The 19,686-nt window shown below is 60.6% G+C and carries 22 protein-coding genes; 9 read left to right on the top strand and 13 right to left on the bottom strand.

Translation table 11 applies throughout. From position 1 onward, the window contains the following. Entirely contained in the window at window positions 1–1,014 is a 1,014-nt protein-coding gene (locus M1D68_RS08295; protein ID WP_457969969.1) for an alpha/beta hydrolase, read from the top strand. A gap of 70 nt (window positions 1,015–1,084) precedes the next feature. On the opposite strand, the gene M1D68_RS08290 is transcribed toward M1D68_RS08295, so the two are convergent. Both M1D68_RS08290 and earP read right to left on the bottom strand, forming a co-directional pair. Further along, a complete protein-coding gene (locus M1D68_RS08290; protein ID WP_007955690.1) occupies window positions 1,085–1,654 on the bottom strand; it encodes an elongation factor P in 570 nt (189 codons plus the stop codon). A 48-nt stretch (window positions 1,655–1,702) separates the two neighbouring features. Next, the gene (gene earP / locus M1D68_RS08285) at window positions 1,703–2,836 is read right to left on the bottom strand and encodes an elongation factor P maturation arginine rhamnosyltransferase EarP (protein ID WP_457969967.1); all 1,134 of its coding nucleotides are present in this window, start codon (window positions 2,834–2,836) and stop codon (window positions 1,703–1,705) included. A 121-nt stretch (window positions 2,837–2,957) separates the two neighbouring features. Between earP and M1D68_RS08280 the strand changes: the two genes are divergently transcribed. Both M1D68_RS08280 and M1D68_RS08275 read left to right on the top strand, forming a co-directional pair. Beyond that, window positions 2,958–3,344, top strand: a complete 387-nt coding sequence (locus tag M1D68_RS08280) for a cytochrome b/b6 domain-containing protein (protein WP_420764803.1) — start codon at window positions 2,958–2,960, stop codon at window positions 3,342–3,344. A gap of 2 nt (window positions 3,345–3,346) precedes the next feature. After that, entirely contained in the window at window positions 3,347–3,829 is a 483-nt protein-coding gene (locus M1D68_RS08275) for a GreA/GreB family elongation factor (RefSeq protein WP_457969966.1), read from the top strand. 6 nt (window positions 3,830–3,835) lie between these two features. On the opposite strand, the gene cysB is transcribed toward M1D68_RS08275, so the two are convergent. From cysB to M1D68_RS08255, 4 genes are all read right to left on the bottom strand, one after another. Beyond that, window positions 3,836–4,810 carry an HTH-type transcriptional regulator CysB gene (cysB, locus tag M1D68_RS08270; protein WP_003183769.1) on the bottom strand — a complete coding sequence of 325 codons (975 nt, stop codon included), beginning with the start codon at window positions 4,808–4,810 and terminating at the stop codon, window positions 3,836–3,838. A gap of 110 nt (window positions 4,811–4,920) precedes the next feature. Beyond that, entirely contained in the window at window positions 4,921–5,421 is a 501-nt protein-coding gene (locus tag M1D68_RS08265) for a universal stress protein (protein WP_420764805.1), read from the bottom strand. 96 nt (window positions 5,422–5,517) lie between these two features. After that, window positions 5,518–6,423, bottom strand: a complete 906-nt coding sequence (locus M1D68_RS08260) for a 5'-nucleotidase (RefSeq protein WP_420764806.1) — start codon at window positions 6,421–6,423, stop codon at window positions 5,518–5,520. Between the two features lie 18 nt (window positions 6,424–6,441). Then, window positions 6,442–7,407, bottom strand: coding sequence for a putative 2-dehydropantoate 2-reductase (locus M1D68_RS08255; RefSeq protein WP_457969962.1), 966 nt, complete (start codon window positions 7,405–7,407; stop codon window positions 6,442–6,444). A 214-nt stretch (window positions 7,408–7,621) separates the two neighbouring features. Here M1D68_RS08255 and M1D68_RS08250 point away from each other — a divergent pair, with 214 nt between their 5' ends. Beyond that, the gene (locus M1D68_RS08250; RefSeq protein ID WP_420764808.1) at window positions 7,622–8,698 is read left to right on the top strand and encodes a 3-deoxy-7-phosphoheptulonate synthase; all 1,077 of its coding nucleotides are present in this window, start codon (window positions 7,622–7,624) and stop codon (window positions 8,696–8,698) included. Between the two features lie 82 nt (window positions 8,699–8,780). Here M1D68_RS08250 and M1D68_RS08245 read toward each other — a convergent pair whose 3' ends face one another. After that, a complete protein-coding gene (locus tag M1D68_RS08245; RefSeq protein WP_420764809.1) occupies window positions 8,781–9,062 on the bottom strand; it encodes a GNAT family N-acetyltransferase in 282 nt (93 codons plus the stop codon). A 635-nt stretch (window positions 9,063–9,697) separates the two neighbouring features. Here M1D68_RS08245 and oprI point away from each other — a divergent pair. Further along, a complete protein-coding gene (gene oprI / locus M1D68_RS08240) occupies window positions 9,698–9,949 on the top strand; it encodes an outer membrane lipoprotei OprI (RefSeq protein WP_011335311.1) in 252 nt (83 codons plus the stop codon). A 123-nt stretch (window positions 9,950–10,072) separates the two neighbouring features. On the opposite strand, the gene M1D68_RS08235 is transcribed toward oprI, so the two are convergent. From M1D68_RS08235 to M1D68_RS08225, 3 genes are all read right to left on the bottom strand, one after another. Continuing rightward, on the bottom strand, window positions 10,073–11,044 hold the full coding sequence (locus M1D68_RS08235; RefSeq protein ID WP_434563123.1) for a L,D-transpeptidase family protein: 972 nt from the start codon (window positions 11,042–11,044) through the stop codon (window positions 10,073–10,075). A gap of 243 nt (window positions 11,045–11,287) precedes the next feature. Continuing rightward, on the bottom strand, window positions 11,288–11,581 hold the full coding sequence (locus M1D68_RS08230; RefSeq protein ID WP_041020059.1) for a hypothetical protein: 294 nt from the start codon (window positions 11,579–11,581) through the stop codon (window positions 11,288–11,290). Between the two features lie 56 nt (window positions 11,582–11,637). Continuing rightward, window positions 11,638–12,243, bottom strand: a complete 606-nt coding sequence (locus M1D68_RS08225) for an arylesterase (protein ID WP_434563121.1) — start codon at window positions 12,241–12,243, stop codon at window positions 11,638–11,640. A gap of 10 nt (window positions 12,244–12,253) precedes the next feature. Here M1D68_RS08225 and M1D68_RS08220 point away from each other — a divergent pair, with 10 nt between their 5' ends. The 4 genes from M1D68_RS08220 to M1D68_RS08205 all read left to right on the top strand — a co-directional run bounded on the left by M1D68_RS08220 (window position 12,254) and on the right by M1D68_RS08205 (window position 16,981). Continuing rightward, window positions 12,254–12,937, top strand: a complete 684-nt coding sequence (locus M1D68_RS08220) for an ABC transporter ATP-binding protein (RefSeq protein WP_039588896.1) — start codon at window positions 12,254–12,256, stop codon at window positions 12,935–12,937. After that, entirely contained in the window at window positions 12,937–15,441 is a 2,505-nt protein-coding gene (locus M1D68_RS08215) for an ABC transporter permease (RefSeq protein WP_457969958.1), read from the top strand. Before M1D68_RS08220 ends, M1D68_RS08215 begins: the two co-directional genes overlap by 1 nt. A gap of 34 nt (window positions 15,442–15,475) precedes the next feature. Next, window positions 15,476–15,973 carry a transcription elongation factor GreB gene (gene greB, locus M1D68_RS08210; RefSeq protein ID WP_420764813.1) on the top strand — a complete coding sequence of 166 codons (498 nt, stop codon included), beginning with the start codon at window positions 15,476–15,478 and terminating at the stop codon, window positions 15,971–15,973. Window positions 15,974–16,117: 144 nt separating this feature from the next. Then, a complete protein-coding gene (locus tag M1D68_RS08205; RefSeq protein WP_457969957.1) occupies window positions 16,118–16,981 on the top strand; it encodes a hypothetical protein in 864 nt (287 codons plus the stop codon). Here M1D68_RS08205 and M1D68_RS08200 read toward each other — a convergent pair. The 3 genes from M1D68_RS08200 to M1D68_RS08190 form a co-directional block, all read right to left on the bottom strand. Further along, window positions 16,968–17,276 (bottom strand): class I SAM-dependent methyltransferase, encoded by a 309-nt coding sequence (locus M1D68_RS08200; RefSeq protein ID WP_420764815.1) that lies wholly within the window; start codon window positions 17,274–17,276, stop codon window positions 16,968–16,970. The two genes, M1D68_RS08205 and M1D68_RS08200, sit on opposite strands and share 14 nt — an antisense overlap. A 249-nt stretch (window positions 17,277–17,525) precedes the next feature. Beyond that, window positions 17,526–17,960 carry a DoxX family protein gene (locus M1D68_RS08195; protein ID WP_457969956.1) on the bottom strand — a complete coding sequence of 145 codons (435 nt, stop codon included), beginning with the start codon at window positions 17,958–17,960 and terminating at the stop codon, window positions 17,526–17,528. Window positions 17,961–18,057: 97 nt separating this feature from the next. Next, window positions 18,058–19,479, bottom strand: a complete 1,422-nt coding sequence (locus M1D68_RS08190) for a transglycosylase SLT domain-containing protein (protein WP_457969954.1) — start codon at window positions 19,477–19,479, stop codon at window positions 18,058–18,060. Window positions 19,480–19,686: the final 207 nt, after the last annotated feature.

Below are 19,686 nucleotides of genomic sequence, written 5' to 3'. Positions count from 1 at the left end.
ATGAACACTTTCAGCAAAACCCTGACCGGCGCCCTTCTCGCCCTGAGCGTGAGCAACGCTTTCGCCGACGGCATCGTCGAACACAACACCCAGGCCTTCCTCGACGCGCTGAACGCCGGCACCGGCAAGCCGCTGGAGCAGTTGTCGCCCAAAGACGCCCGCGCAGTACTGGTCGGCGCCCAGGCCGGTGTGAAGTTGACGCTGCCCAAGGCCGATGTCAGCGAGAAAACCATCAAGGTCGATGGACAATCGATCAGCCTGACCATCGTTCGTCCGGCCGGTATCAAGGGTGCGCTGCCCGTGTTCATGTTCTTCCACGGCGGAGGCTGGGTGCTGGGGGACTTCCAAACCCATGAACGCCTGGTTCGCGACCTGGTGGCGGGTTCGGGCGCCGTCGCGGTGTTTGTCAACTACACGCCTTCACCCGAAGCGCGTTACCCGGTGGCGATCAACCAGGCTTATGCCGCAACCAAGTGGGTGGCCGAGCACGGTAAGGAAATCAATGTCGATGGCAAGCGCCTGGCGGTAGCGGGCAACAGCGTTGGCGGTAACATGGCTGCGGTCGTGGCGCTGATGGCCAAGGACAAGGGCACCCCGGCGATCCGCTTCCAAGCGCTGTTATGGCCGGTGACCGATGCCAATTTCGAGACGGCGTCCTACAACCAGTTCGCCGAAGGGCATTTCCTCAGCAAGAACATGATGAAGTGGTTTTGGGACAACTACACCACCGATGCCGGGCAGCGCAACGAGATCTATGCATCGCCATTGCGGGCAACCACCGCGCAGCTCAAGGGCCTGCCGCCCGCGCTGGTGCAGACTGCCGAGGCTGACGTACTGCGCGACGAAGGCGAAGCCTACGCCCGCAAACTGGACGCGGCCGGCGTGCCAGTCACGGCTGTCCGTTACAACGGCATGATCCACGACTATGGCTTGCTCAACGTCGTGAGCCAGGTGCCAGCGGTGCGCTCGGCGATGTTGCAAGCGTCCCAAGAACTCAAGGAACACCTGAAGTAACAGGGCCCCTGGGAGCAAGAATGAAAAAGCCCGACTCAATGGTCGGGCTTTTTCGTACAAGAGACTTCGCTTATTTAGCGCGGCCTTTGTAGGAACCGCCTTCGCGGGTATCGATCTCGATCATGTCGCCGATTTCGATGAAGTCAGCAACCGACAGCTCGGTACCGTTCTTCAGTTTGGCAGGCTTCATCACCTTGCCGGAAGTATCACCGCGAGCGGAGCCTTCGGTGTAGTCAACCTGACGCACGATGGTGGTCGGCAGTTCTACGGAAACCAGGCGGCCTTCGAAGAATACGGCTTCGCAGACGTCGGTCATGCCTTCTTCAACGAATGGCAGAACGCTTTCGATGTCTTCGGCGTTCAGTTCGTACATGGTGTAGTCAGTGGTGTCCATGAACGTGTAGGAGTCGCCGCTGATGAAGGACAGGGTCGCTTCTTTACGGTCCAGGATCACGTCGTCCAGCTTGTCGTCCGCACCGTAGACGGTTTCGGTCTTGTAGCCGGTCAGCAGGTTTTTCAGCTTGGTCTTCATGATCGCGCTGTTACGACCCGACTTGGTGAATTCAGCTTTCTGAACCAGCCAAGGATCGTTGTCGATACGAATCACGGTACCGGGTTTGAGTTCTTTACCAGTTTTCATTGCGAATATCCGAATTTGGATGGGATTTACAAAAATCTAGGCCGCGTATCATATCCAATTTCGGTAAAACTTCACCAGCGCCGTGGCGAGATCGGCTCGCGAGGCCTGTTCCAGGCACCATGCCTGGGCGTGTTCGGCCAGTTCACGACGCGCTTCGCCAGTGGCTTTCCAATGCTCGGCCATGTCCTGGCCGGCATTCCAGGCCCGCCAAAGACCGCTGATCGCTTTTTCCGCCGAAGCCGAAAGACCTTGGGTGTACAACGCGAGAAACGCTTCGAGTTTTTCCAGATGGACGTCTTCTTCCTGCTGGTAGATGTGCCAGAGCAACGGCCGCCCGGCCCATTGCGCACGTACGAACGAGTCTTCGCCACGCACAGCGTTGAAATCGCAGCACCACAGGAGCCGGTCGTAATCATCCTGCCTAATAAAGGGCAGCACCTGCACCGTCAGGGCGCCGCGGCGATACAGCGCGCCGGACTCCAAGCCATCCACGCCCAGCCAGCGCGCCACATCGCCCAGGACCCGACCTTCGGGAACCAATACATGGGATGCGCGCGCATCGGTCGCCATCGCCTCGAACCAGCTCGCCAGTCCGGCGTTCTCATAGGCGAACAGCGAGATCAGGCGCGCCCCGGGTTCCCGCACAACGCCCAATCCATGCAGGAAATTTCGCTGCGCCACGTCATCCTGTTGAAACAGCCGACGATGCTCCAGCAGGCCGGCCTCACGCAGCAAGCCCCCCGTTCCCTCTTGGAAACCAGGAAAAAAGAAATATTTCTGCACATGCTTGTACTTGACCGACGGCAGGCCATGGCAACCGATGACCCAGTCTTCGGCGCTCAAGTAGTCGAGGTTCATCCATAACGGCGTCACCTCGCGTTCGGCCATCGCGTCCATATAGGCACCGGGCAATTGGCAGGCGAAGGCTGCTATCACAACGTCCGCCGCGTCGGTGTCGCACCATTGCGTGGGCCAGTGTCGGACCTGTACACCCTGCTGCCATTGTTCACAAAGGCCGACGTCGATCTCGGGGCACAGCCGCTCGAAAGCACGCAGGTCATCGACCCAAAGCCGCACCGCGCATCGATGCTCGGCCACCAATTGCCGGGCCAGGCGCCACGTGACGCCGATGTCGCCAAAGTTATCCACGACGGTGCAAAAAATATCCCAGCGCACGGTCATTCCCGACTCCCTGTGGCAAAGCCTGATTGTCCCGCATTGGCCCCGTATTGCAGAAGGGCCGACGGCGATTAATCTTCATGCGACAATCAGCGCCTATCCATGCCCCTGCCAGGAAGCAGTCATGCCTGATCATCCCCCCGCCCCGCGCCTCACAGCCCTGCGATTGACCGTCAGTATTGCCCTGGGCCTGTGGCTGGGGTTTGTCGCCATCGTTCTGACGGGCTGGTTGCTGTCCAGGTTCCTGTTCGATGAACAACTGGCCCCGGTGGCCGCCGCGGTCCATCAACTGGCGCAACCGCCAGCGGTGCAACCGGCGCCCGAGCCGCCCACGCCGATGTTCGAGCAGTACCAGCAGAATCTGCAGAAGAACGAGCAGCGCCAGGCGTTGGAACAGGTGCGCAACAATCCTCGCAACCTGTCCAACCCCAAATGCCAGTTCTGGCTGCAACAGGACCAGAACGCGCCCAGTGAGAAAAGCCGCGCCAATGTCCTGCAATTTTGCGAGTGATCATGAACAAGCAGACCGTTCACCAATTGATCCTCGACAAGCTCAAGGTTGACCTCGACGTCGCCGAGCGCGCCGCGCAAACCGTTTATGAAACCGCGACCCACGAGGAAAACATCGCCGAAAACAAGTACGACACCCTTGGTCTCGAAGCGTCCTACCTTGCCGCGGGGCAAGCCAGGCGCGTAGAGGAAATCCGCCAGGCCCTCGCCCTCTGCCAGAACCTGGCGCTAAGGCCTTACGATGCGCAACGCGGCATCCAGGTCGGCACCTTGATCGGACTGGAAGATGAAGATGGCCGCCAACAGTGGCTGTTCCTGGGGCCGGATGCGGCGGGGCTGAAGGTGTCGCTGGTGGGTCAGCCGATCACCGTCATCACCCCTCGCTCGCCGCTGGGCCGAGGCCTGCTGGGCAAATTCGAAGGGGATGAAGTGGAGATCGTCGTGGCGGGCGCCCGGCAACAATTCGCTGTCACCGAGGCGATTTAGTCCAGCTTAGTGCACCGGCAATTCGACGCCGTCGAACAGCTCTTCGAGTTCCTGCTTGTTGTGGCACTGAATGGCCTTGGCCATCACCTCCCGAGTGAGGTGCGGCGCGAATTTCTCGATGAAATCGCACATGAAGCCACGCAGGAAGGTGCCACGACGGAAGCCGATCTTGGTCACGCTGGATTCGAACAGCTCGCTGGCATCCAACACCACCAGGTCATTGTCGAGCTTGGTATCGACGGCCATCTTCGCCACGATCCCCACACCCAGGCCGAGGCGTACATAAGTCTTGATCACGTCTGCGTCGGCGGCGGTGAACACCACCTTCGGCGTCAGGCCACGATGGCTGAAGGCTTCGTCGAGTTTCGAACGGCCGGTGAAGCCGAACACGTAGGTCACGATCGGGTATTCGGCCAAGGCCTCGAGGGTCAGCTTCGGCAGCTTGGTCAACGGATGGCCCTGGGGCACCACCACGCAGCGGTTCCAGCGATAGCACGGCATCATCACCAGGTCGCCGAACAACTCCAGGGCTTCGGTGGCGATGGCGAAGTCCACGGTGCCATCGGCGGCCATTTCGGCGATCTGCATCGGCGAACCCTGGTGCATGTGCAGCGCCACGTCCGGATATTGCTTGATGAAATTGCTGATCACCGGCGGCAGCGCATAACGGGCCTGGGTGTGCGTGGTCGCGATGGACAGGGTGCCTTTCTTCTCGTTGGAAAATTCCTGGGCGATCTGCTTGATGCTTTCGACCTTGCGCAGGATCTCGCCAGCCGTGGTGATGATGCGCTCACCGGCCGGGGTGACACGGGTCAGGTGCTTGCCGCTGCGGGCGAAGACTTCGACGCCCAGTTCGTCTTCCAACAGGCGGATCTGCTTGCTGATGCCAGGTTGCGACGTGTAGAGGCTTTGGGCGGTAGCGGAAACGTTGAGGTCGTGGTGCGCCACTTCCCAGATGTAGCGCAATTGTTGAAGCTTCATATGTATCCCTCAAAGCAGTTGGATGCGACGGGCATCAGCGACGGCATATAACTATATGAATGGTTGTATTAATAAATCTAGAACTTTTTATAAAAAACCATCATTTAGCCTTAGGTCTCCCCGTGGCGCCGGCGCTGCACCAGCGGCACCAGGTAGACCGGCACCCGGGATAACTGCAATACCCGTGCGGCGGTCCTCCCCAAAGGGGTCTCGCCATTCGCCCCCTGGCAATGACTGCCTACGATCAACAAATCGACGGAGAGTTTCGCGGCCTGCTCGAGAATGACCTGGGAAGGATCACCCTGGAATACCCTCACCGACTTGATCAGCTTCAAGTCCTGCTGCCCCTCCCCCAGTTCCTCGCGAAAATTGTCGAGTACCCGCTGCTCGATATTGGCCATCACCGTATTCAGACCCTGGCGATGAAATTCGTTCAGCGCGTGCTCGTCGAGGTAGCTTTGCAACACCGACTCGGCGAACAGCCCCATCGGTTCCACCGCATGCACTACATACAACTCGGCTTCAAACGTCCGTGCCAACGCCAAGGCATGCTGCATCACATAAGGGGCATAAAGGCCCAGGTCTGTGGCGTACAGCATCGAACGAATCATGTGACCTCCTCGAATGCCTGAATGGCGGAGATTGATTCAGCTTAGCAGCGCCCCGACGAGTGCGACGTGCGGCGTGACGCTCCCCGCAACGGGTGGTCAGAGCTTCACTTCGTTACTGATGCCATGGGGCACGTGCCCGGTGGCGACCACTTCCCGGGCAAGCTCGCAATGTCCGGTCTGGTCGTCGAAAAACACGTCGGCGGCAAAAGCCTCGAGAAAGGCCGACTTGGTCAAGCCGCCCAGGAACAGCGACTCGTCGAGGCGGATATCCCATTCGCGCAACGTGCGAATGACCCGTTCGTGGGCCGGCGCCGAACGGGCCGTCACCAATGCCGTGCGGATCGGGCAAGCATCCTCGGGAAACTCGCGTTGCAGCGCATTGAGCGCCGCCAGGAAGCCCTTGAATGGCCCCCCTCGCAGCGGCTCGCGCGCGGCCTGGCGTTCACTGGCCTGGAAGGCTTCCAGGCCACCGCTCTGATAGACGCGTTCCGACTCGTCGGAAAACAGCACCGCATCACCGTCGAAAGCAATGCGCAATTCCTCGCTGGCGGCACGGCTGGCGCCGCCCGACAGAATTGTCGCGGCCGCAAATCCCGCGTCCAGGGCGCTGCGCACGTCTTCGGCATGGGTGGACAAAAACAGGTCGCAGCCGAAGGCCTTCAGATAAGGGTATGGACTGCGGCCGCCAACGAAGGCGGCGCGGGAAATCGCCAAGCCATAATGGTGGATCGAGTTGAATACCCGCAGGCCGGTATCGGCGCTGTTTCGCGAGACCAGGATGACTTCGACACGGGCGCGCCCAAGGTGCTCGTTGAGGTTGAGCAGTTTCTGCACCAGGGCGAAGGCGTCCCCCGGCTCCAGGACCTCGTCTTCATGCTCGATCTGGTATTGCCGATAGGCCTCGACGCCACTCGACAGATAGACCTTGTGGCTTTCGCGCAAATCGAACAAGGCCCGCGATGAAATCGCCAGCACCAGCTTGTCATCGATGTTATTTGCCATGTTGCCCCCTTTCGCCTGTCAACGGTTGCGGCGATCCAGGAACGCCAGCGCCTGATGCAACGCTTCGATCTTCGGCAGCTCGCAGCCTGCCGCCTTGGCCGCCGCCAATGGCCGGGCGTAGATTGCCTCCAGCTCCAGCGGCCGTTTATGGGCGTAATCGTGATACATGCTCGGCCAGTAGTCGGGCATTTTTTCGGTCATCGTGAACAGATAATCCGCATACCCAGGCGCGATTTGATGGCCGCAGGCCTGCGCACCGCGTACCACCTCGCCCATGAGCGCCTGGATCAGCCCGCGACTGTGATCATTCGCCATCAACGGCGAGGTGCTGGCGCCCAGCAGCACCGACAGGCCGTTATACGGTACGTTCCACACCAGCTTCTGCCAACGAGCCTGTTGCAGGTCGGGCATCGCCTGGGAGTCGATGCCGGCGTCACGGAACAGACCCGCCGCCTCTTCGACGATCGCCATGCGCTCAGCCTGGTCCTGGAAGGGACCACTGTGATAGCCGATGTTGACCGCACCGAGCGCCTGGTGAGCGATGACGCCCGGGCCGACACGATTCACGCAGATCAGGCACAGGCCACCCAACAGGTGCAGCGAATCGGGCAACAACGGCCGCAGATCGTCTTCGACATCAAGGCCGTTCTGCAGCAACAGGATTTTCGCCCCATCGGCGGCCGCCTGGATGATCGCCGGTGCCAGGTCGGCATTGCTGGTGGTCTTGGCGCCCACCAGCAGCCACTCGCAAGGCGGCATCTGCTCCGCCGACCGGTACGCCTGGACCGGATCGAGGCTCAGCGCGCCATGGACATCGCTGTCGATCCGCAGGCCGCCCTCGGCGACGGCGGCAAATTCGCTGCGCAACAAGAAGTGAACGTCGTGACCGGCCCGGGCCAGCATCACACCGTAAAACCCACCGATCGCCCCGGTGCCGATCATGCCGATCCTGCCGCTCCCGGGCCTAGCGCCTGCCTGCGTCATGCAACTCCCCCTCTCTGACAATCCCCGCGCATCATTACACAGGACCCACGCTTCGTGGCGAGGACCCTGCCCGCCGCAATTAAAGCGGCCCCTGCCCATTGTCGAGCCACCTCCGAACGCGCTAAGGTTCGGCTCCCCGACGCGCTTAACTTCGCTGTGCACCGCCGCGCGGGGATCGCTGGCGGCCGGCACCCGTGACCTGACGAGTAACACGATGGCTGATTTACCGATCAATGACCTAAACGTCGCCTCCAACGAGACCCTCATCACGCCTGACCAGCTCAAGCGCGATATCCCCCTGAGCGACGCTGCCCTGCGCACCGTGACCAAGGGCCGGGAAGTCATCCGCAACATTCTCGACGGCACCGACCATCGCCTGTTCGTGGTCATCGGGCCTTGCTCGATCCATGACATCAAGGCTGCCCACGAATACGCCGAGCGCCTGAAGGTACTCGCCGCGGAAGTTTCCGACACCTTGTACCTGGTAATGCGGGTGTATTTCGAGAAGCCTCGGACGACCGTTGGCTGGAAGGGCCTGATCAACGACCCGTACCTGGACGACTCCTTCAAGATCCAGGACGGCCTGCACATCGGTCGCCAATTGCTGCTGGACCTGGCCGAAATGGGCCTGCCCACCGCCACCGAAGCCCTGGACCCGATCTCTCCGCAATATTTGCAGGACCTGATCAGCTGGTCGGCCATCGGCGCACGCACCACCGAATCCCAGACCCACCGGGAAATGGCCTCCGGCCTGTCCTCGGCGGTCGGCTTCAAGAACGGCACCGACGGCGGCCTGACTGTGGCGATCAACGCCTTGCAGTCGGTTTCCAGCCCGCACCGTTTCCTGGGCATCAACCAGGAAGGTGGCGTCTCGATCGTCACCACCAAGGGCAACGCCTACGGCCACGTGGTATTGCGCGGCGGCAACGGCAAGCCGAACTATGATTCGGTCAGTGTCGCCCTGTGTGAGCAGGCGCTGGACAAGGCCAAGGTCAAGCCGAACATCATGGTCGATTGCAGCCACGCCAATTCCAACAAGGACCCGGCGCTGCAGCCGCTGGTGATGGAAAACGTTGCCAACCAGATCCTGGAAGGCAACCAATCAATCATCGGCCTGATGGTGGAAAGTCATTTGAACTGGGGCTGCCAGGCGATCCCGAAAGACCTCGCCGATTTGCAGTACGGCGTCTCCATCACCGACGCCTGCATCGACTGGGGCACCACCGAGAAAACCTTGCGCAGCATGCACGCCAAGCTCAAGGACGTGCTGCCAAAGCGTCAGCGCAGCTGATCGATCGCTTCGACAGATAAAACACCAGCATAAAAAACGCCGGGCTTTTCAGCCCGGCGTTTTTTTGGGGAACCGTTGGGTGTCAGAGCTTCGCCGCGTGCCGCTGGTGACGTTCCATGTATCGCTCCACATAGGAGCAGGACGGGATCACCGTGTAGCCCATTTCCTCGGCGTACTGCAGGGCCGCTTCAGTCAGCTTCGCCGCGATTCCCCTGCCACGCAACGCGTTGGGCACGAACGTGCGATAGATATCCAGGGTCTGCTTGCCCAGGTCCATGTAGGTCAGATAGGCACGATGACCGTCCACAATGGTCTCGAACTGATGACCAGCCTGGTCATGGTGGATGGTAACCGCCTCGCTCATCACTACTCCTCGCGGGTCTGAATGCCGACCCCTACCTTACCGATGTTTTTCCGGCGAAGGAACATCTACGCCACCCCGTGCCTGCTTGGTCACCGAGCGCAAAAAATCAACCGCTCAAACCCGAGCACGTCGTGAATAGTAGGCACCAATGACGCAAATGCTCAAGGCACGCCTGTCACTGAAGGGATAAACCCCGGCGGGTTTATCGATTGAGCGTCACGCTCACCCTGTAGTCGATCAAGGCGCAATAGCTGAACATCGCCAGTTGTTGAGTCTTGAGACGAGCGCCGATTGTTAAAGTCACCGCCGTTACCAATAAAAGATGTGCCGGCGGTTGCGCAAAAAATGAGCAAAAGTCTAGGAGAATCAATAAACAGCGACTTTAGCGCTCTGCAATGAGTTGGTCTGCCCAGCGGAACTTTTCTTCACCGCCGCGCTCCATTCCGGAGGTTGGGCTGTGCGTTTTTTAAACAGCACTCAGAAAAGTTGCTTGAAAAAGAATCACCGCCTACAATTTTTTTGCTTCTTGCGCTACGTCAGTTTACTTACTACAAGTAATGAGTAGTATGTACGCCGGCTAACTCCTCACTCTGGGGAGACAGTCATTAAATAGAAAGTCCTTGAAGGGGAACACGATGAACAACGTTCTGAAATTCTCTGCTCTGGCCCTGGCCGCAGTTCTGGCTACCGGTTGCAGCAGCGCATCGAAAGAAACCGAAGCCCGTCTGACTGCTACCGAAGACGCAGCAGCTCGCGCCCAAGCTCGTGCAGACGAAGCCTACCGTAAAGCTGATGAAGCTCTGGCTGCTGCTCAAAAAGCACAACAGACTGCTGACGAAGCTAACGAGCGTGCTCTGCGCATGCTGGAAAAAGCTAGCCGCAAGTAATAGTCCTTCGGGATTGTTATCGAGCCGACCTGTTACTGGGTCGGCTTTTTTATTGCCCTGAGTTTTTGCAAGGCAAAAAAAACCGCCGAGGTCGCAAGAAGTCGGCGGTTTGCTTCAGGACAGTTACTGAGGCATGTCGACCGGGGCGCTCGAGACCATCGGGGCTGATGCACTTGGCACTGCGATTTCCACCGGCAGGCCATCTTCGGCAGCTACCACGTCACGCACCACGTCCCAGTTCATGCGCAAGTTGCTGGTGATGTCCTCACGCTTGAGCATCGCATTGATGACCGCGGTGTGCTTGTCCACCACGGACGGGTTGCCCTTGTCATCCAGGGGCGTATGGGCTTCCAGGTAAACCTTGCCGCCACTGAGGCCCAACTTGTACGGATCGTTGATGATTCGTACCGAAGTGCCCACCGGCACCATGCCGGCCATCTCCAGGACGTTGTTGTTGAACATACGGAAACAGCCGTGGCTGGTACGCATGCCAATGCCAAACTTCTTGTTCGATCCATGGATCAGGTAGCCCGGCGTACCCAGGGTGAACTTGAACGGGCCCAATGGATTGTCAGGACCGGCCGGCACGACATTCGGCAGCGGGTCGCCATCAGCGGCGTGTTCGGCCTTGATCGAGGCCGGAGGCGTCCAGGTCGGGTTAGGCGTCTTGGCGATGATGCTGGTGCGCGCAATGGGCGAACCCCAACCTTCGCGGCCAATCCCCAGCGGGAACGTATAGACCACGTTCCGGCCCTTGGGGAAATAGTAGAGGCGATATTCGGCGAGGTTGATCACGATGCCTTCGCGCGGGCCCGGAGGAAGAATGAAACGGGTCGGCAGGACAATCTCGGTGCCAGCCCCCGGCAACCACGGATCGACCCCGGGGTTGGCCGCCACCATCTCGGTATAGCCCAAGTCATAGGTGGTGCCCAGGTCAGCGAAGGTATCTTCGTATTTGGCCTTGATGACCTGCACCTGGCCGACGATGTCTTCGCCCGGTGGGGGCAGGGGCAACTCCAACGCAGCAACGGGACCAGCCATACACAGGGCGGCAAGAGACAGGCAGCGGGCGACGGCAGGCAAGCGCGGCAACATCCGGGAAATCCTTCGCAGATCGAACAAGGGGTATCGAAACGGCGATTGTACACTGCCCCCCGTTATTTCGGGGAGAGCGGCACCGGAGTGTCCGATGCGCAGCATGCCGGGGGATCAACTGAAACCCTGTGGGAGCGAGCTTGCTCGCGATTGGCGGTGGGCCTGCCTGCACTGTATGGGACTGTGCCGGCCCTATCGCGAGCAAGCTCGCTCCCACAAAAGCGATACTCTGGGCCAGAAGGATCACAACTCGAACCGCAACTCCGGCCAGATTGGCGAGGTGCCGCGTTTCTGCGACTCCAGGATCGCCCGGCACAAGGAACACAGGCGGTGATCCTGGAAAATCCTGCGATCGACCCCGGACCAACGTGGCTGGGCCGGCAACAGGCTGCCACACAGGGTCCGGTCGGCCGATCCGCCCAGTTCCAACTGCCGGGTCACCAGGTGCACCCGTACTTCCTGGCAGGCGAACAGATCCAGCTGCTCGTCAGGCTCGATCAGTTGGTAGGCAAACAGGGACCAGGCGGGACGCGGCATCGGGGGCTCCAAATCGGGGGCGCCACATTAGCCGAAACACCGTCTGTAGAAAAGCGTCAAAGCAGCGGTTTGAGCGTCGGCCAGACATTTTCCAGCAACTTGCCCTGAGCCGCGACGGACGGGTGCAACCCGTCGCCTTGCATCATCCCTGGGACACCTCCCACATCCTTGAGAAAAAACGGCACCAGCGGCACCTTCTTCTCCTCGGCCAAGGTGGTGTAGACCTTCGCGAAAGCCTCGGTGTAGCGCCGCCCATAGTTGGGCGGCAACTGCATGCCCAGCAAGATCACCTTCGCACCGCTGGCGCGAGAGCTCTCGATCATCGCTGCAAGGTTTTGTTGCAATTGTGTTGGCGGCTGTCCGCGCAGCCCATCGTTGCCTCCCAACTCCAGAACCACCACCTCCGGCTTATGGGCCGCAAGCAGCGTCGGCAGGCGCGCCAGGCCACCTGCACTGGTGTCGCCACTGATCGAGGCATTGACCACTTTATCGTCGAAACCCTCGGCCTTGAGCCGTTGTTCAAGCAACGACACCCAGCCTTGCCGGGTATCCAGGCCGAAAGCCGCGCTGATACTATCGCCAACGATCAGGACTGTACCCGCCGCTGCGTTCTGGACCATGCACATCAAGGCCAGGCCGGCACTCAAAAACCACACACGCATCGGATTCTCCATGGGCTCAAGCATTCTCACCGCGACGGACCTTAGCAAAGTGGTTCCCAGCGCGGAAGGTGAACTGACCATCCTGCACGAACTCAGCCTGGAACTGAACAAGGGCGACAGCCTGGCCATCGTCGGCGCGTCCGGTTCCGGCAAGTCGACGCTGCTCGGCCTGCTGGCCGGGCTCGACCTGCCCAGCAAGGGCGAAGTGACCCTCGCCGGCCAAGCCCTCAGCGCATTGGACGAGGATCAGCGGGCACGGGTTCGCGCCGAACATGTCGGCTTCGTCTTCCAGTCATTCCAGCTGCTCGACAGCCTCAACGCGCTGGAGAACGTCATGCTGCCGCTGGAACTGGACGGCCGCAAGGACGCCCGGGAGCGCGCCACGCAACTGCTGCAACGGGTCGGGCTCGGCCAGCGGTTGACTCACTCGCCACGCCAGCTCTCCGGCGGCGAACAACAGCGCGTTGCGATCGCCCGCGCCTTTGCCGCCGAACCCGACGTTCTGTTTGCCGACGAGCCTACCGGCAACCTCGACAGCCACACTGGCGAACGCATCAGCGATCTGCTGTTCGAGCTGAACAAGGAACGCGGTACGACCCTGGTGCTGGTCACCCACGACGAACGCCTGGCCCATCGCTGCCGGCGCCTGATCCGACTTGAAGCCGGCCAGATGGTCGCGCCCCTGGAGCCTTGATGGCACGCTTGCCCCTGCTGCGCCTGTTCAGTCTTGCCATTCGCCAGTTGCTGCGCGACGCCCGCGCCGGCGAGCTGCGCGTGCTGTTCTTCGCCTTGCTGGTGGCCGTGGCGGCAAGCACCGCCATCGGCTACTTCGGCGCCCGGCTCAACGGCGCGATGATGATGCGCGCCACCGAGTTCCTCGGCGCCGACCTGCTGCTCGAAGGCAGCTCCCCCGCCCGCCCGGAACAGATTCGCAGCGGCACCGAACTGGGCCTGGAACATGCCCGCGTGGTGGAGTTTTCCAGTGTCGTTGCCACCGACAACGGTATCCAGCTGTCCAGCGTCAAGGCAGCCGATGACATCTACCCCTTGCGCGGCGAACTGAAAAGCGCCCCCGCGCCCCTTGCACAGGAGGAAACGGGCGGACGTCCAGCCCCGGGTGAGGCCTGGGTGGAGGCGCGGCTGCTGACCGCCCTGGACCTGAAGATCGGTGACAGCATCGATGTCGGCAACAAGACCCTTCGCCTGAGCCGGGTGCTGACCTACGAACCGGATCGCGCCGGCAACTTCTACAGCCTTACACCGCGAGTCATGATCAATCTCAAGGATCTGGACGCCACGGGCGTGGTGCAACCGGGCAGCCGCGTCAGCTATCGCGACCTGTGGCGAGGCCCGGCCCCGGCACTGCAAACCTACCGCGACCTGGTCAAGCCAGGCCTGGAACCCAACCAGCGTCTGCAGGATGCCCGCGATGGCAACCGGCAGATCGGAGGCGCCCTGGGCAAGGCCGAGCGCTACCTGAACATGGCCAGCCTGGTGGCGGTGCTGCTGTCCGGCGTGGCCGTCGCCCTCTCCGCCAACCGCTTCGCCACCCGGCGCTTCGACGCCAGCGCGCTGTTGCGTTGTCTCGGCCTGTCGCGCCGGGAAGCCATGGTGCTGTTCAGCCTGCAATTGACAGTGCTGGGCCTGCTGGCCAGTATCAGCGGCGCCCTCCTTGGCTGGATCGCCCAACTGGGCCTGTTCGCCTTGCTGCATGACCTGTTGCCGACCACCGTGCCGCCAGGCGGCCTGTTGCCGGCGATCGCCGGGATCGGCACCGGGCTGGTGGCGCTGGCGGGGTTCGCCTTGCCGCCGTTGGCCGCACTGGGCCGGGTCCCGCCGCTGCGCGTACTGCGCCGCGACATGCTGCCGATCCCCTCCAGTACCTGGGTGGTCTACGGCGCCGCATTGGGTGCCCTTGGGCTGATCATGTGGCGCCTGAGCCTGGACCTGGTGCTCACGTTTGCCCTGCTCGGTGGCGGCGTGATTGCCGCGCTGGTCCTTGGTGGCCTGCTGCTGCTGGCATTGCAGAGCCTGCGTCGGATGCTGGCCCGCGCCTCGCTGCCCTGGCGCCTGGGGCTCGGCCAGTTGCTGCGCCACCCGCTGGCCGCGGCGGGCCAGGCCCTGGCATTCGGCCTGATCCTGTTGTCCATGGCATTGATTGCGTTGCTGCGCGGCGAGTTGTTGGATACCTGGCAAAACCAGCTGCCCAAGAACGCTCCGAACTATTTCGCCCTGAACATCCTGCCCAACGACAAACAGGCGTTCGCCGACAAGCTGATGGAACTGTCCGCGCAGTCGGCCCCGCTGTATCCCGTGGTACCGGGGCGGCTCATCAGCATCAACGGCGAGCCGGCGAAGGAATTCGTGACCAAAGACTCGGCGGGCGATCGCGCGCTGCAGCGCGACCTGAGCCTGACCTGGGCCGCGGATCTGCCTGCGGGCAATGTGGTGACCGCCGGAAACTGGTGGCCTCAACAGCCACCGGACGATATTCCAGGAGTGTCGGTGGAAGGCAAGGTGGCCGAAAACCTCAAGATCAAGCTGGGCGACCGCCTGGTGTTCAATGTCGGGGGTCTCAACCGGGAGGCGAAGGTCACCAGCCTGCGGGAAATCAATTGGGACAATTTCCAGCCAAACTTCTTCATGATTTTCCAGCCCGGCACCTTGAAGGATCTTCCGGCCACCTACCTCACCAGCTTCTATCTGGCAGCCGGTCACGACCAGCAGATTGTCGACCTGTCACGGGCGTTCCCCGCCGTGACGATCCTGCAGGTGGAAGCCCTGCTCGAACAACTGCGCAGCATCCTCGCCCAGGTGACGCTGGCTGTGGAATATGTGCTGCTGTTCGTGCTCGCGGCGGGGATGGCCGTGCTGTTCTCAGGCTTGCAAGCCACGCTCGATGAAAGGATTCGCCAAGGCGCATTGCTACGCGCCCTCGGTGCCGAGCGGCCACTGCTGACCAAGGCCCGGCGCATCGAGTTCGGTTTGCTGGGCGCGGTCAGCGGCTTGCTGGCCGCCCTGGGCTCGGAGTTGGTGAGCCTGGTGCTTTACCGGTACGCATTCGACCTGCCATGGCATCCGCATCCATGGTTGCTGGTGCTGCCATTGCTGGGCGCTTTGCTGATCGGTGCAGCGGGCGTATTTGGTACCCGCCGAGCACTCAACGCCAGCCCGCTGACAGTGTTGCGCGAGGGTTGATAGACTTCCGGCTTCGCTATCACAAGAAGTTGCCATGAGTCGCTATCGCCCTCCCCGCACCGCCGGCACCGCGCTGATCACCCCCGAAGGTGAGGCGCGGATGCGCGCTGAACTCCACGAACTCTGGCACGTGCGCCGCCCCCAGGTGACCCAATCGGTCAGCGAGGCGGCGGCCCAGGGCGATCGTTCGGAAAATGCCGAATACACTTACGGCAAGAAGATGCTGCGGGAAATCGACAGTCGCGTGCGCTTCCTCACCAAGCGCCTCGAAGCGCTCAAGGTCGTCAGTGAAAAGCCCAGCGACCCCAACAAGGTTTATTTCGGCGCCTGGGTCACCGTGGAAGATGAAGAAGGCAACGAGTCCCGCTATCGCATCGTCGGACCCGATGAGCTGGATTTGAAACAGAACCTGATCAGCATCGACTCGCCGCTGGCCCGGGCATTGATCGGCAAGGCCCTGGATGCCGAAGCCCGAGTCCAAACGCCTGCCGGGGAGCAACTTATATATATAACCCACATCGAATACTTGTAAAAATCAAAGAAAAGTAATCCACGGACATATCGCGGCACAACGACAAGCAACTTGTTATTTGACATCAACAGGTTCATCCGGGAAATTGAAAGTGCGCCGAGAGCGCACTTTTTTATTACCTTTACATATTCAAGGATGAATAACATGAACCCAAACTTCAGTGACCGATGGATGAACCACACACCGCAAATTTATAAACTTCGCATTGATGAACTAATTCTCCCCGGCACCCATGATTCAGGCTCTGACAGAGAAGCGCCGAAGATGCAGTTTCCGTTTGAAATCACCCAAGACGTTCCAATCCGCGATCAGATCAACCGTGGGTTTCGCGTACTCGACCTGCGCGTTGAGCTGTTCGCCGACCAGCCTGTCGGTCACCCGCGTCGCTTCCAGCTTTATCACCTGACCTCGTCGGGCCGTACCGTGGCCGGTGATGTCCTTGACGTGCTCAACGCGTTTTATGCGAACCCAGCCCGAGGGAAGGAAATCATCGTTTTGAACTTTCATCAGTTCAAGAATTTTACCGATGCGGCACATAACGAACTTCACGACCTGATTGACCAGACGATCGGACATCGACTGATCCACTACGCTCAGAGCTATATGACGCTTCAGGAACTATGGCAACGCATGCCAGGAAAGAATATCGTCATTTCCTATAACAGGCGTGGCGGGGATGGTTACTGGCCCGGGGTCGAGCACCAATGGTCCGACGAGAACTATATAAGCACTTCAACGCTGAAAAAATTCATGGACGATGCCAGTTCACAGCCTAAAAGGCCCTACGCGCTTCGCTCCATCCAATGCGCGAAATATACAGGCTTCTTCGTCCCGGATGATTTCAGCGACAAAGTTGACGAATGGTTCGCGTCCCAAGACATCAATAGTTATATCCAACGCTTTCACATCATCAATACCGACTGGTCGACGCGAAGCAGCATTGTGCTCAACTGCATGCACGCCAACCAGTTCCGGGGCCTGGCCAAAGGGGACCTTAACGGCGGGTGATCAGTCCCTGCCTGGCCACACGGGTCAGCTGCCGGATCGTTTCGGCAGCGTCCGCCCGGGTGGGGGACTGGATCACGGCGAGGTCGAAGCTGTCATTGGCAAAACGCGCCAGGGACTCGCCGTCTTCGACAAATTGGATCAGGAAGGCAGCAGGCCCATGGTTGCGTCGCGGCCAGCCGTCCAGATAACGCAGCAGCGTTGGCTGGTGGGTACCGCCCAGGAGAATTTTCGGATTGCGTTGGAGAAGGTTCGCCGTGATTGGCGCAAGACGTACGAGGGGGCTGGATGCGTTCATTGTGTCGTGTCTCTGCCTCAAAAGTCTGCATGGCAGGTGAGAGGCAACACCGAACCAGCGCTTTAGCGGTATTTCGAAGCCCTGTTGTCCTGGCTTCTATCGGTGACCGGAAGTCACCTGGCGCCCCGCAAGTAGCTGTTTAAATCGGCGCATGAGCGGCATCCTAGAGAAGCTGACCGGCCAGTGTCAAGAATCGACGAGCACAAAAAAGGCCCGTACTGGACGGGCCTCGACGATTCAAGCAAGGGGTCAGCGGGCGATGGCGTTGTCGGCGGAAAGCTTGCCAGCACCTTCAATCAGCACGGCGATGCTACCCGCCAGCAGGGCCAGGCCAAACTCGTAGCCATTGTTGGCCATGAACAGACCATTGCCGATATGCACCGAGAAAATCGCCACCAGCGACAGAATCGCCAGACCCAGCGCCGCAGGGCGCGCCAGAAGGCCGATGATCAGCGCCAGGCCGGCAAAGAACTCGGTACTGCCCGCTAACGTCGCCATCAAGTAACCGGGAGCCAGGCCGATGCTTTCCATCCACTGCGCCGTCCCCGCCAAACCGTAACCGCCAAACAGACCGAACAGCTTTTGCCCACCGTGGGCAGTGAAGATGATACCGACGACGATGCGCAGGACAGTCAGGCCGTAGCCAGCACGGGAGAACAGTACTTTGTTGATGAGAGTGCTCATGGATCATTCCTTGGTGATGTGTGGTTGGACGCCATATTAATCGAATAACCTTATCTAACTAGCGCAAAAACTCCGCTATAACGATCAGGTTATTTGATTATTTTCGCAGGACCACCTTTCGTTCCTGGGACTCCAGCGACTCTCGCTCCCGATCAAACGCCAGATAGTATTTGTTCACACTATTAACGTAGCTGACTGCGCCCATCCCCACCTGCTCCATGGCGATTCGCTCCACCTGGAAAAACCACTGGTTCGGGTTCAATCCCCGTCGCCGGGCCTCGGCGCGCATCCCTTGCACCCGCTCGGGTCCCATGTTGTAGGCCGCCAGGACGAACGCCATGCGCTCTCGCTCGTTGAGTTTGGGGCTGGCGAAAAACTTGCGGCGGATCATGGCCAGGTACTTGGCGCCAGCCTGCACATTGCCATCGAGGTTGCGGATGTCATTGACCCCGACCCGCTGGGCAGCGGACGGAGTGATCTGCATCAGGCCCGTCGGGCCGCTGCCGCTGCGCGCGTTGGGTTGCAGGGCCGACTCCTTGAAGGCCAGGGCCGCCAGGTTGAGCCAGTCCATGCCTTGAGCCTGGGCGTGCTTTTGCAGCACCGGCCGCAATTGCTCCAGGCGCTGGCGATTGGCCCGGGCCAACGGATAATGGACCTGGTACAAGCGACGGTAGATCCGCAGGAACGCAGCGTCTTCGTTTGACGGTGCCTTGTAGGTGACGAGGAATCGATCGATGCTCGCCCGCAGCATCGCGGCGTCACGACGGACGAACCAGAACTCATCGCTCGGCTCGCCGATGAGCAATTGGCGGTCGAAGCGCAGCTTGGGCAAGATCTTGCCCCAACGTTCGGCAATCGGCTGTTCGACAATGGTCAGGTGGAAGATCCCGCCCTGGACCATCTCCAGCACATCCTCCACCGCCAGGGTGGGATCGACCCATTCGATTTTCACCGCCGGCAACTTGAGCAACGCAAGCTTCTGATTGATCTGGCTGACGGCATCCCCCGCCGCGCTGCCAGTGGGCAGGGCCAGGGTCTTGCCAGACAATTGTTCGACGCGGGTATATCGCTTCTCCCCCTTGATGCCCACCAGCAGCCACGGCACGTCGCTGCGGATCGGATCACTGGCGCTGACCGCCTGGCCCGGTTGCGGCTCAAGCAGTTCGCCGGGAGCGACCAGGTCGCCTTCGCCACGCTGCAAGGCGCCAAGCAGTTGATCCTTGGCCTTGGGAATGATCTTGAGGGTAATTTCCTGGCCGTCCCGGGCATGTCCGTTGAGGTATTGCTCGAACGCCCGCAACCGGTGATATTCGACGCCAATGGGCTGTCCCTGGACTTCGCCGGAACTGTTGCGGCTCTGATTGACCAGGACTTTCAGCACCCGGCTGTCCCGGATCTGCGCCAGGTCCCGGACGGTTCCCGGCGCCACGGCTTGCAGCGGTCCGGGCAGCCGCGCTTCGGCCGGCATCGGCAAAAACAGCGAACAACACAGCACAAGCAATACCTGGGGACGTGCCATCCACTCTCCGGAAGGACAGTGCCGAGCCATCCCAGGGAACGGGACCGACTGGCAAAACAGAGCACCTTGGGGCGCTGAAAAGTGCGAAAGACTGGCACAGCGATGGCATTCGCACCACCCCAACCGGTCTCGTGGCCTCAACAGACAGCCGCAACTCGTTGTAGTTCTTGGCTTTTTTTATAAATCTACAGCTCTGATATGCTTTGC

The sequence above is a fragment of the Pseudomonas sp. R4-84 genome, from assembly GCF_054130985.1.
This window is presented reverse-complemented; position numbering and strand designations above follow the sequence as displayed.

Bases quoted from the DNA above. Each gene is read 5' to 3' on its own strand.
- M1D68_RS08295 (WP_457969969.1), top strand. From the start codon at position 1: ATGAACACTTTCAGCAAAACCCTGACCGGCGCCCTTCTCGCCCTGAGC.
- M1D68_RS08290 (WP_007955690.1), bottom strand. From the start codon at position 1,654: ATGAAAACTGGTAAAGAACTCAAACCCGGTACCGTGATTCGTATCGAC.
- earP (WP_457969967.1), bottom strand. From the start codon at position 2,836: ATGACCGTGCGCTGGGATATTTTTTGCACCGTCGTGGATAACTTTGGC.
- M1D68_RS08280 (WP_420764803.1), top strand. From the start codon at position 2,958: ATGCCTGATCATCCCCCCGCCCCGCGCCTCACAGCCCTGCGATTGACC.
- M1D68_RS08275 (WP_457969966.1), top strand. From the start codon at position 3,347: ATGAACAAGCAGACCGTTCACCAATTGATCCTCGACAAGCTCAAGGTT.
- cysB (WP_003183769.1), bottom strand. From the start codon at position 4,810: ATGAAGCTTCAACAATTGCGCTACATCTGGGAAGTGGCGCACCACGAC.
- M1D68_RS08265 (WP_420764805.1), bottom strand. From the start codon at position 5,421: ATGATTCGTTCGATGCTGTACGCCACAGACCTGGGCCTTTATGCCCCT.
- M1D68_RS08260 (WP_420764806.1), bottom strand. From the start codon at position 6,423: ATGGCAAATAACATCGATGACAAGCTGGTGCTGGCGATTTCATCGCGG.
- M1D68_RS08255 (WP_457969962.1), bottom strand. From the start codon at position 7,407: ATGACGCAGGCAGGCGCTAGGCCCGGGAGCGGCAGGATCGGCATGATC.
- M1D68_RS08250 (WP_420764808.1), top strand. From the start codon at position 7,622: ATGGCTGATTTACCGATCAATGACCTAAACGTCGCCTCCAACGAGACC.
- M1D68_RS08245 (WP_420764809.1), bottom strand. From the start codon at position 9,062: ATGAGCGAGGCGGTTACCATCCACCATGACCAGGCTGGTCATCAGTTC.
- oprI (WP_011335311.1), top strand. From the start codon at position 9,698: ATGAACAACGTTCTGAAATTCTCTGCTCTGGCCCTGGCCGCAGTTCTG.
- M1D68_RS08235 (WP_434563123.1), bottom strand. From the start codon at position 11,044: ATGTTGCCGCGCTTGCCTGCCGTCGCCCGCTGCCTGTCTCTTGCCGCC.
- M1D68_RS08230 (WP_041020059.1), bottom strand. From the start codon at position 11,581: ATGCCGCGTCCCGCCTGGTCCCTGTTTGCCTACCAACTGATCGAGCCT.
- M1D68_RS08225 (WP_434563121.1), bottom strand. From the start codon at position 12,243: ATGCGTGTGTGGTTTTTGAGTGCCGGCCTGGCCTTGATGTGCATGGTC.
- M1D68_RS08220 (WP_039588896.1), top strand. From the start codon at position 12,254: ATGGGCTCAAGCATTCTCACCGCGACGGACCTTAGCAAAGTGGTTCCC.
- M1D68_RS08215 (WP_457969958.1), top strand. From the start codon at position 12,937: ATGGCACGCTTGCCCCTGCTGCGCCTGTTCAGTCTTGCCATTCGCCAG.
- greB (WP_420764813.1), top strand. From the start codon at position 15,476: ATGAGTCGCTATCGCCCTCCCCGCACCGCCGGCACCGCGCTGATCACC.
- M1D68_RS08205 (WP_457969957.1), top strand. From the start codon at position 16,118: ATGAACCCAAACTTCAGTGACCGATGGATGAACCACACACCGCAAATT.
- M1D68_RS08200 (WP_420764815.1), bottom strand. From the start codon at position 17,276: ATGAACGCATCCAGCCCCCTCGTACGTCTTGCGCCAATCACGGCGAAC.
- M1D68_RS08195 (WP_457969956.1), bottom strand. From the start codon at position 17,960: ATGAGCACTCTCATCAACAAAGTACTGTTCTCCCGTGCTGGCTACGGC.
- M1D68_RS08190 (WP_457969954.1), bottom strand. From the start codon at position 19,479: ATGGCACGTCCCCAGGTATTGCTTGTGCTGTGTTGTTCGCTGTTTTTG.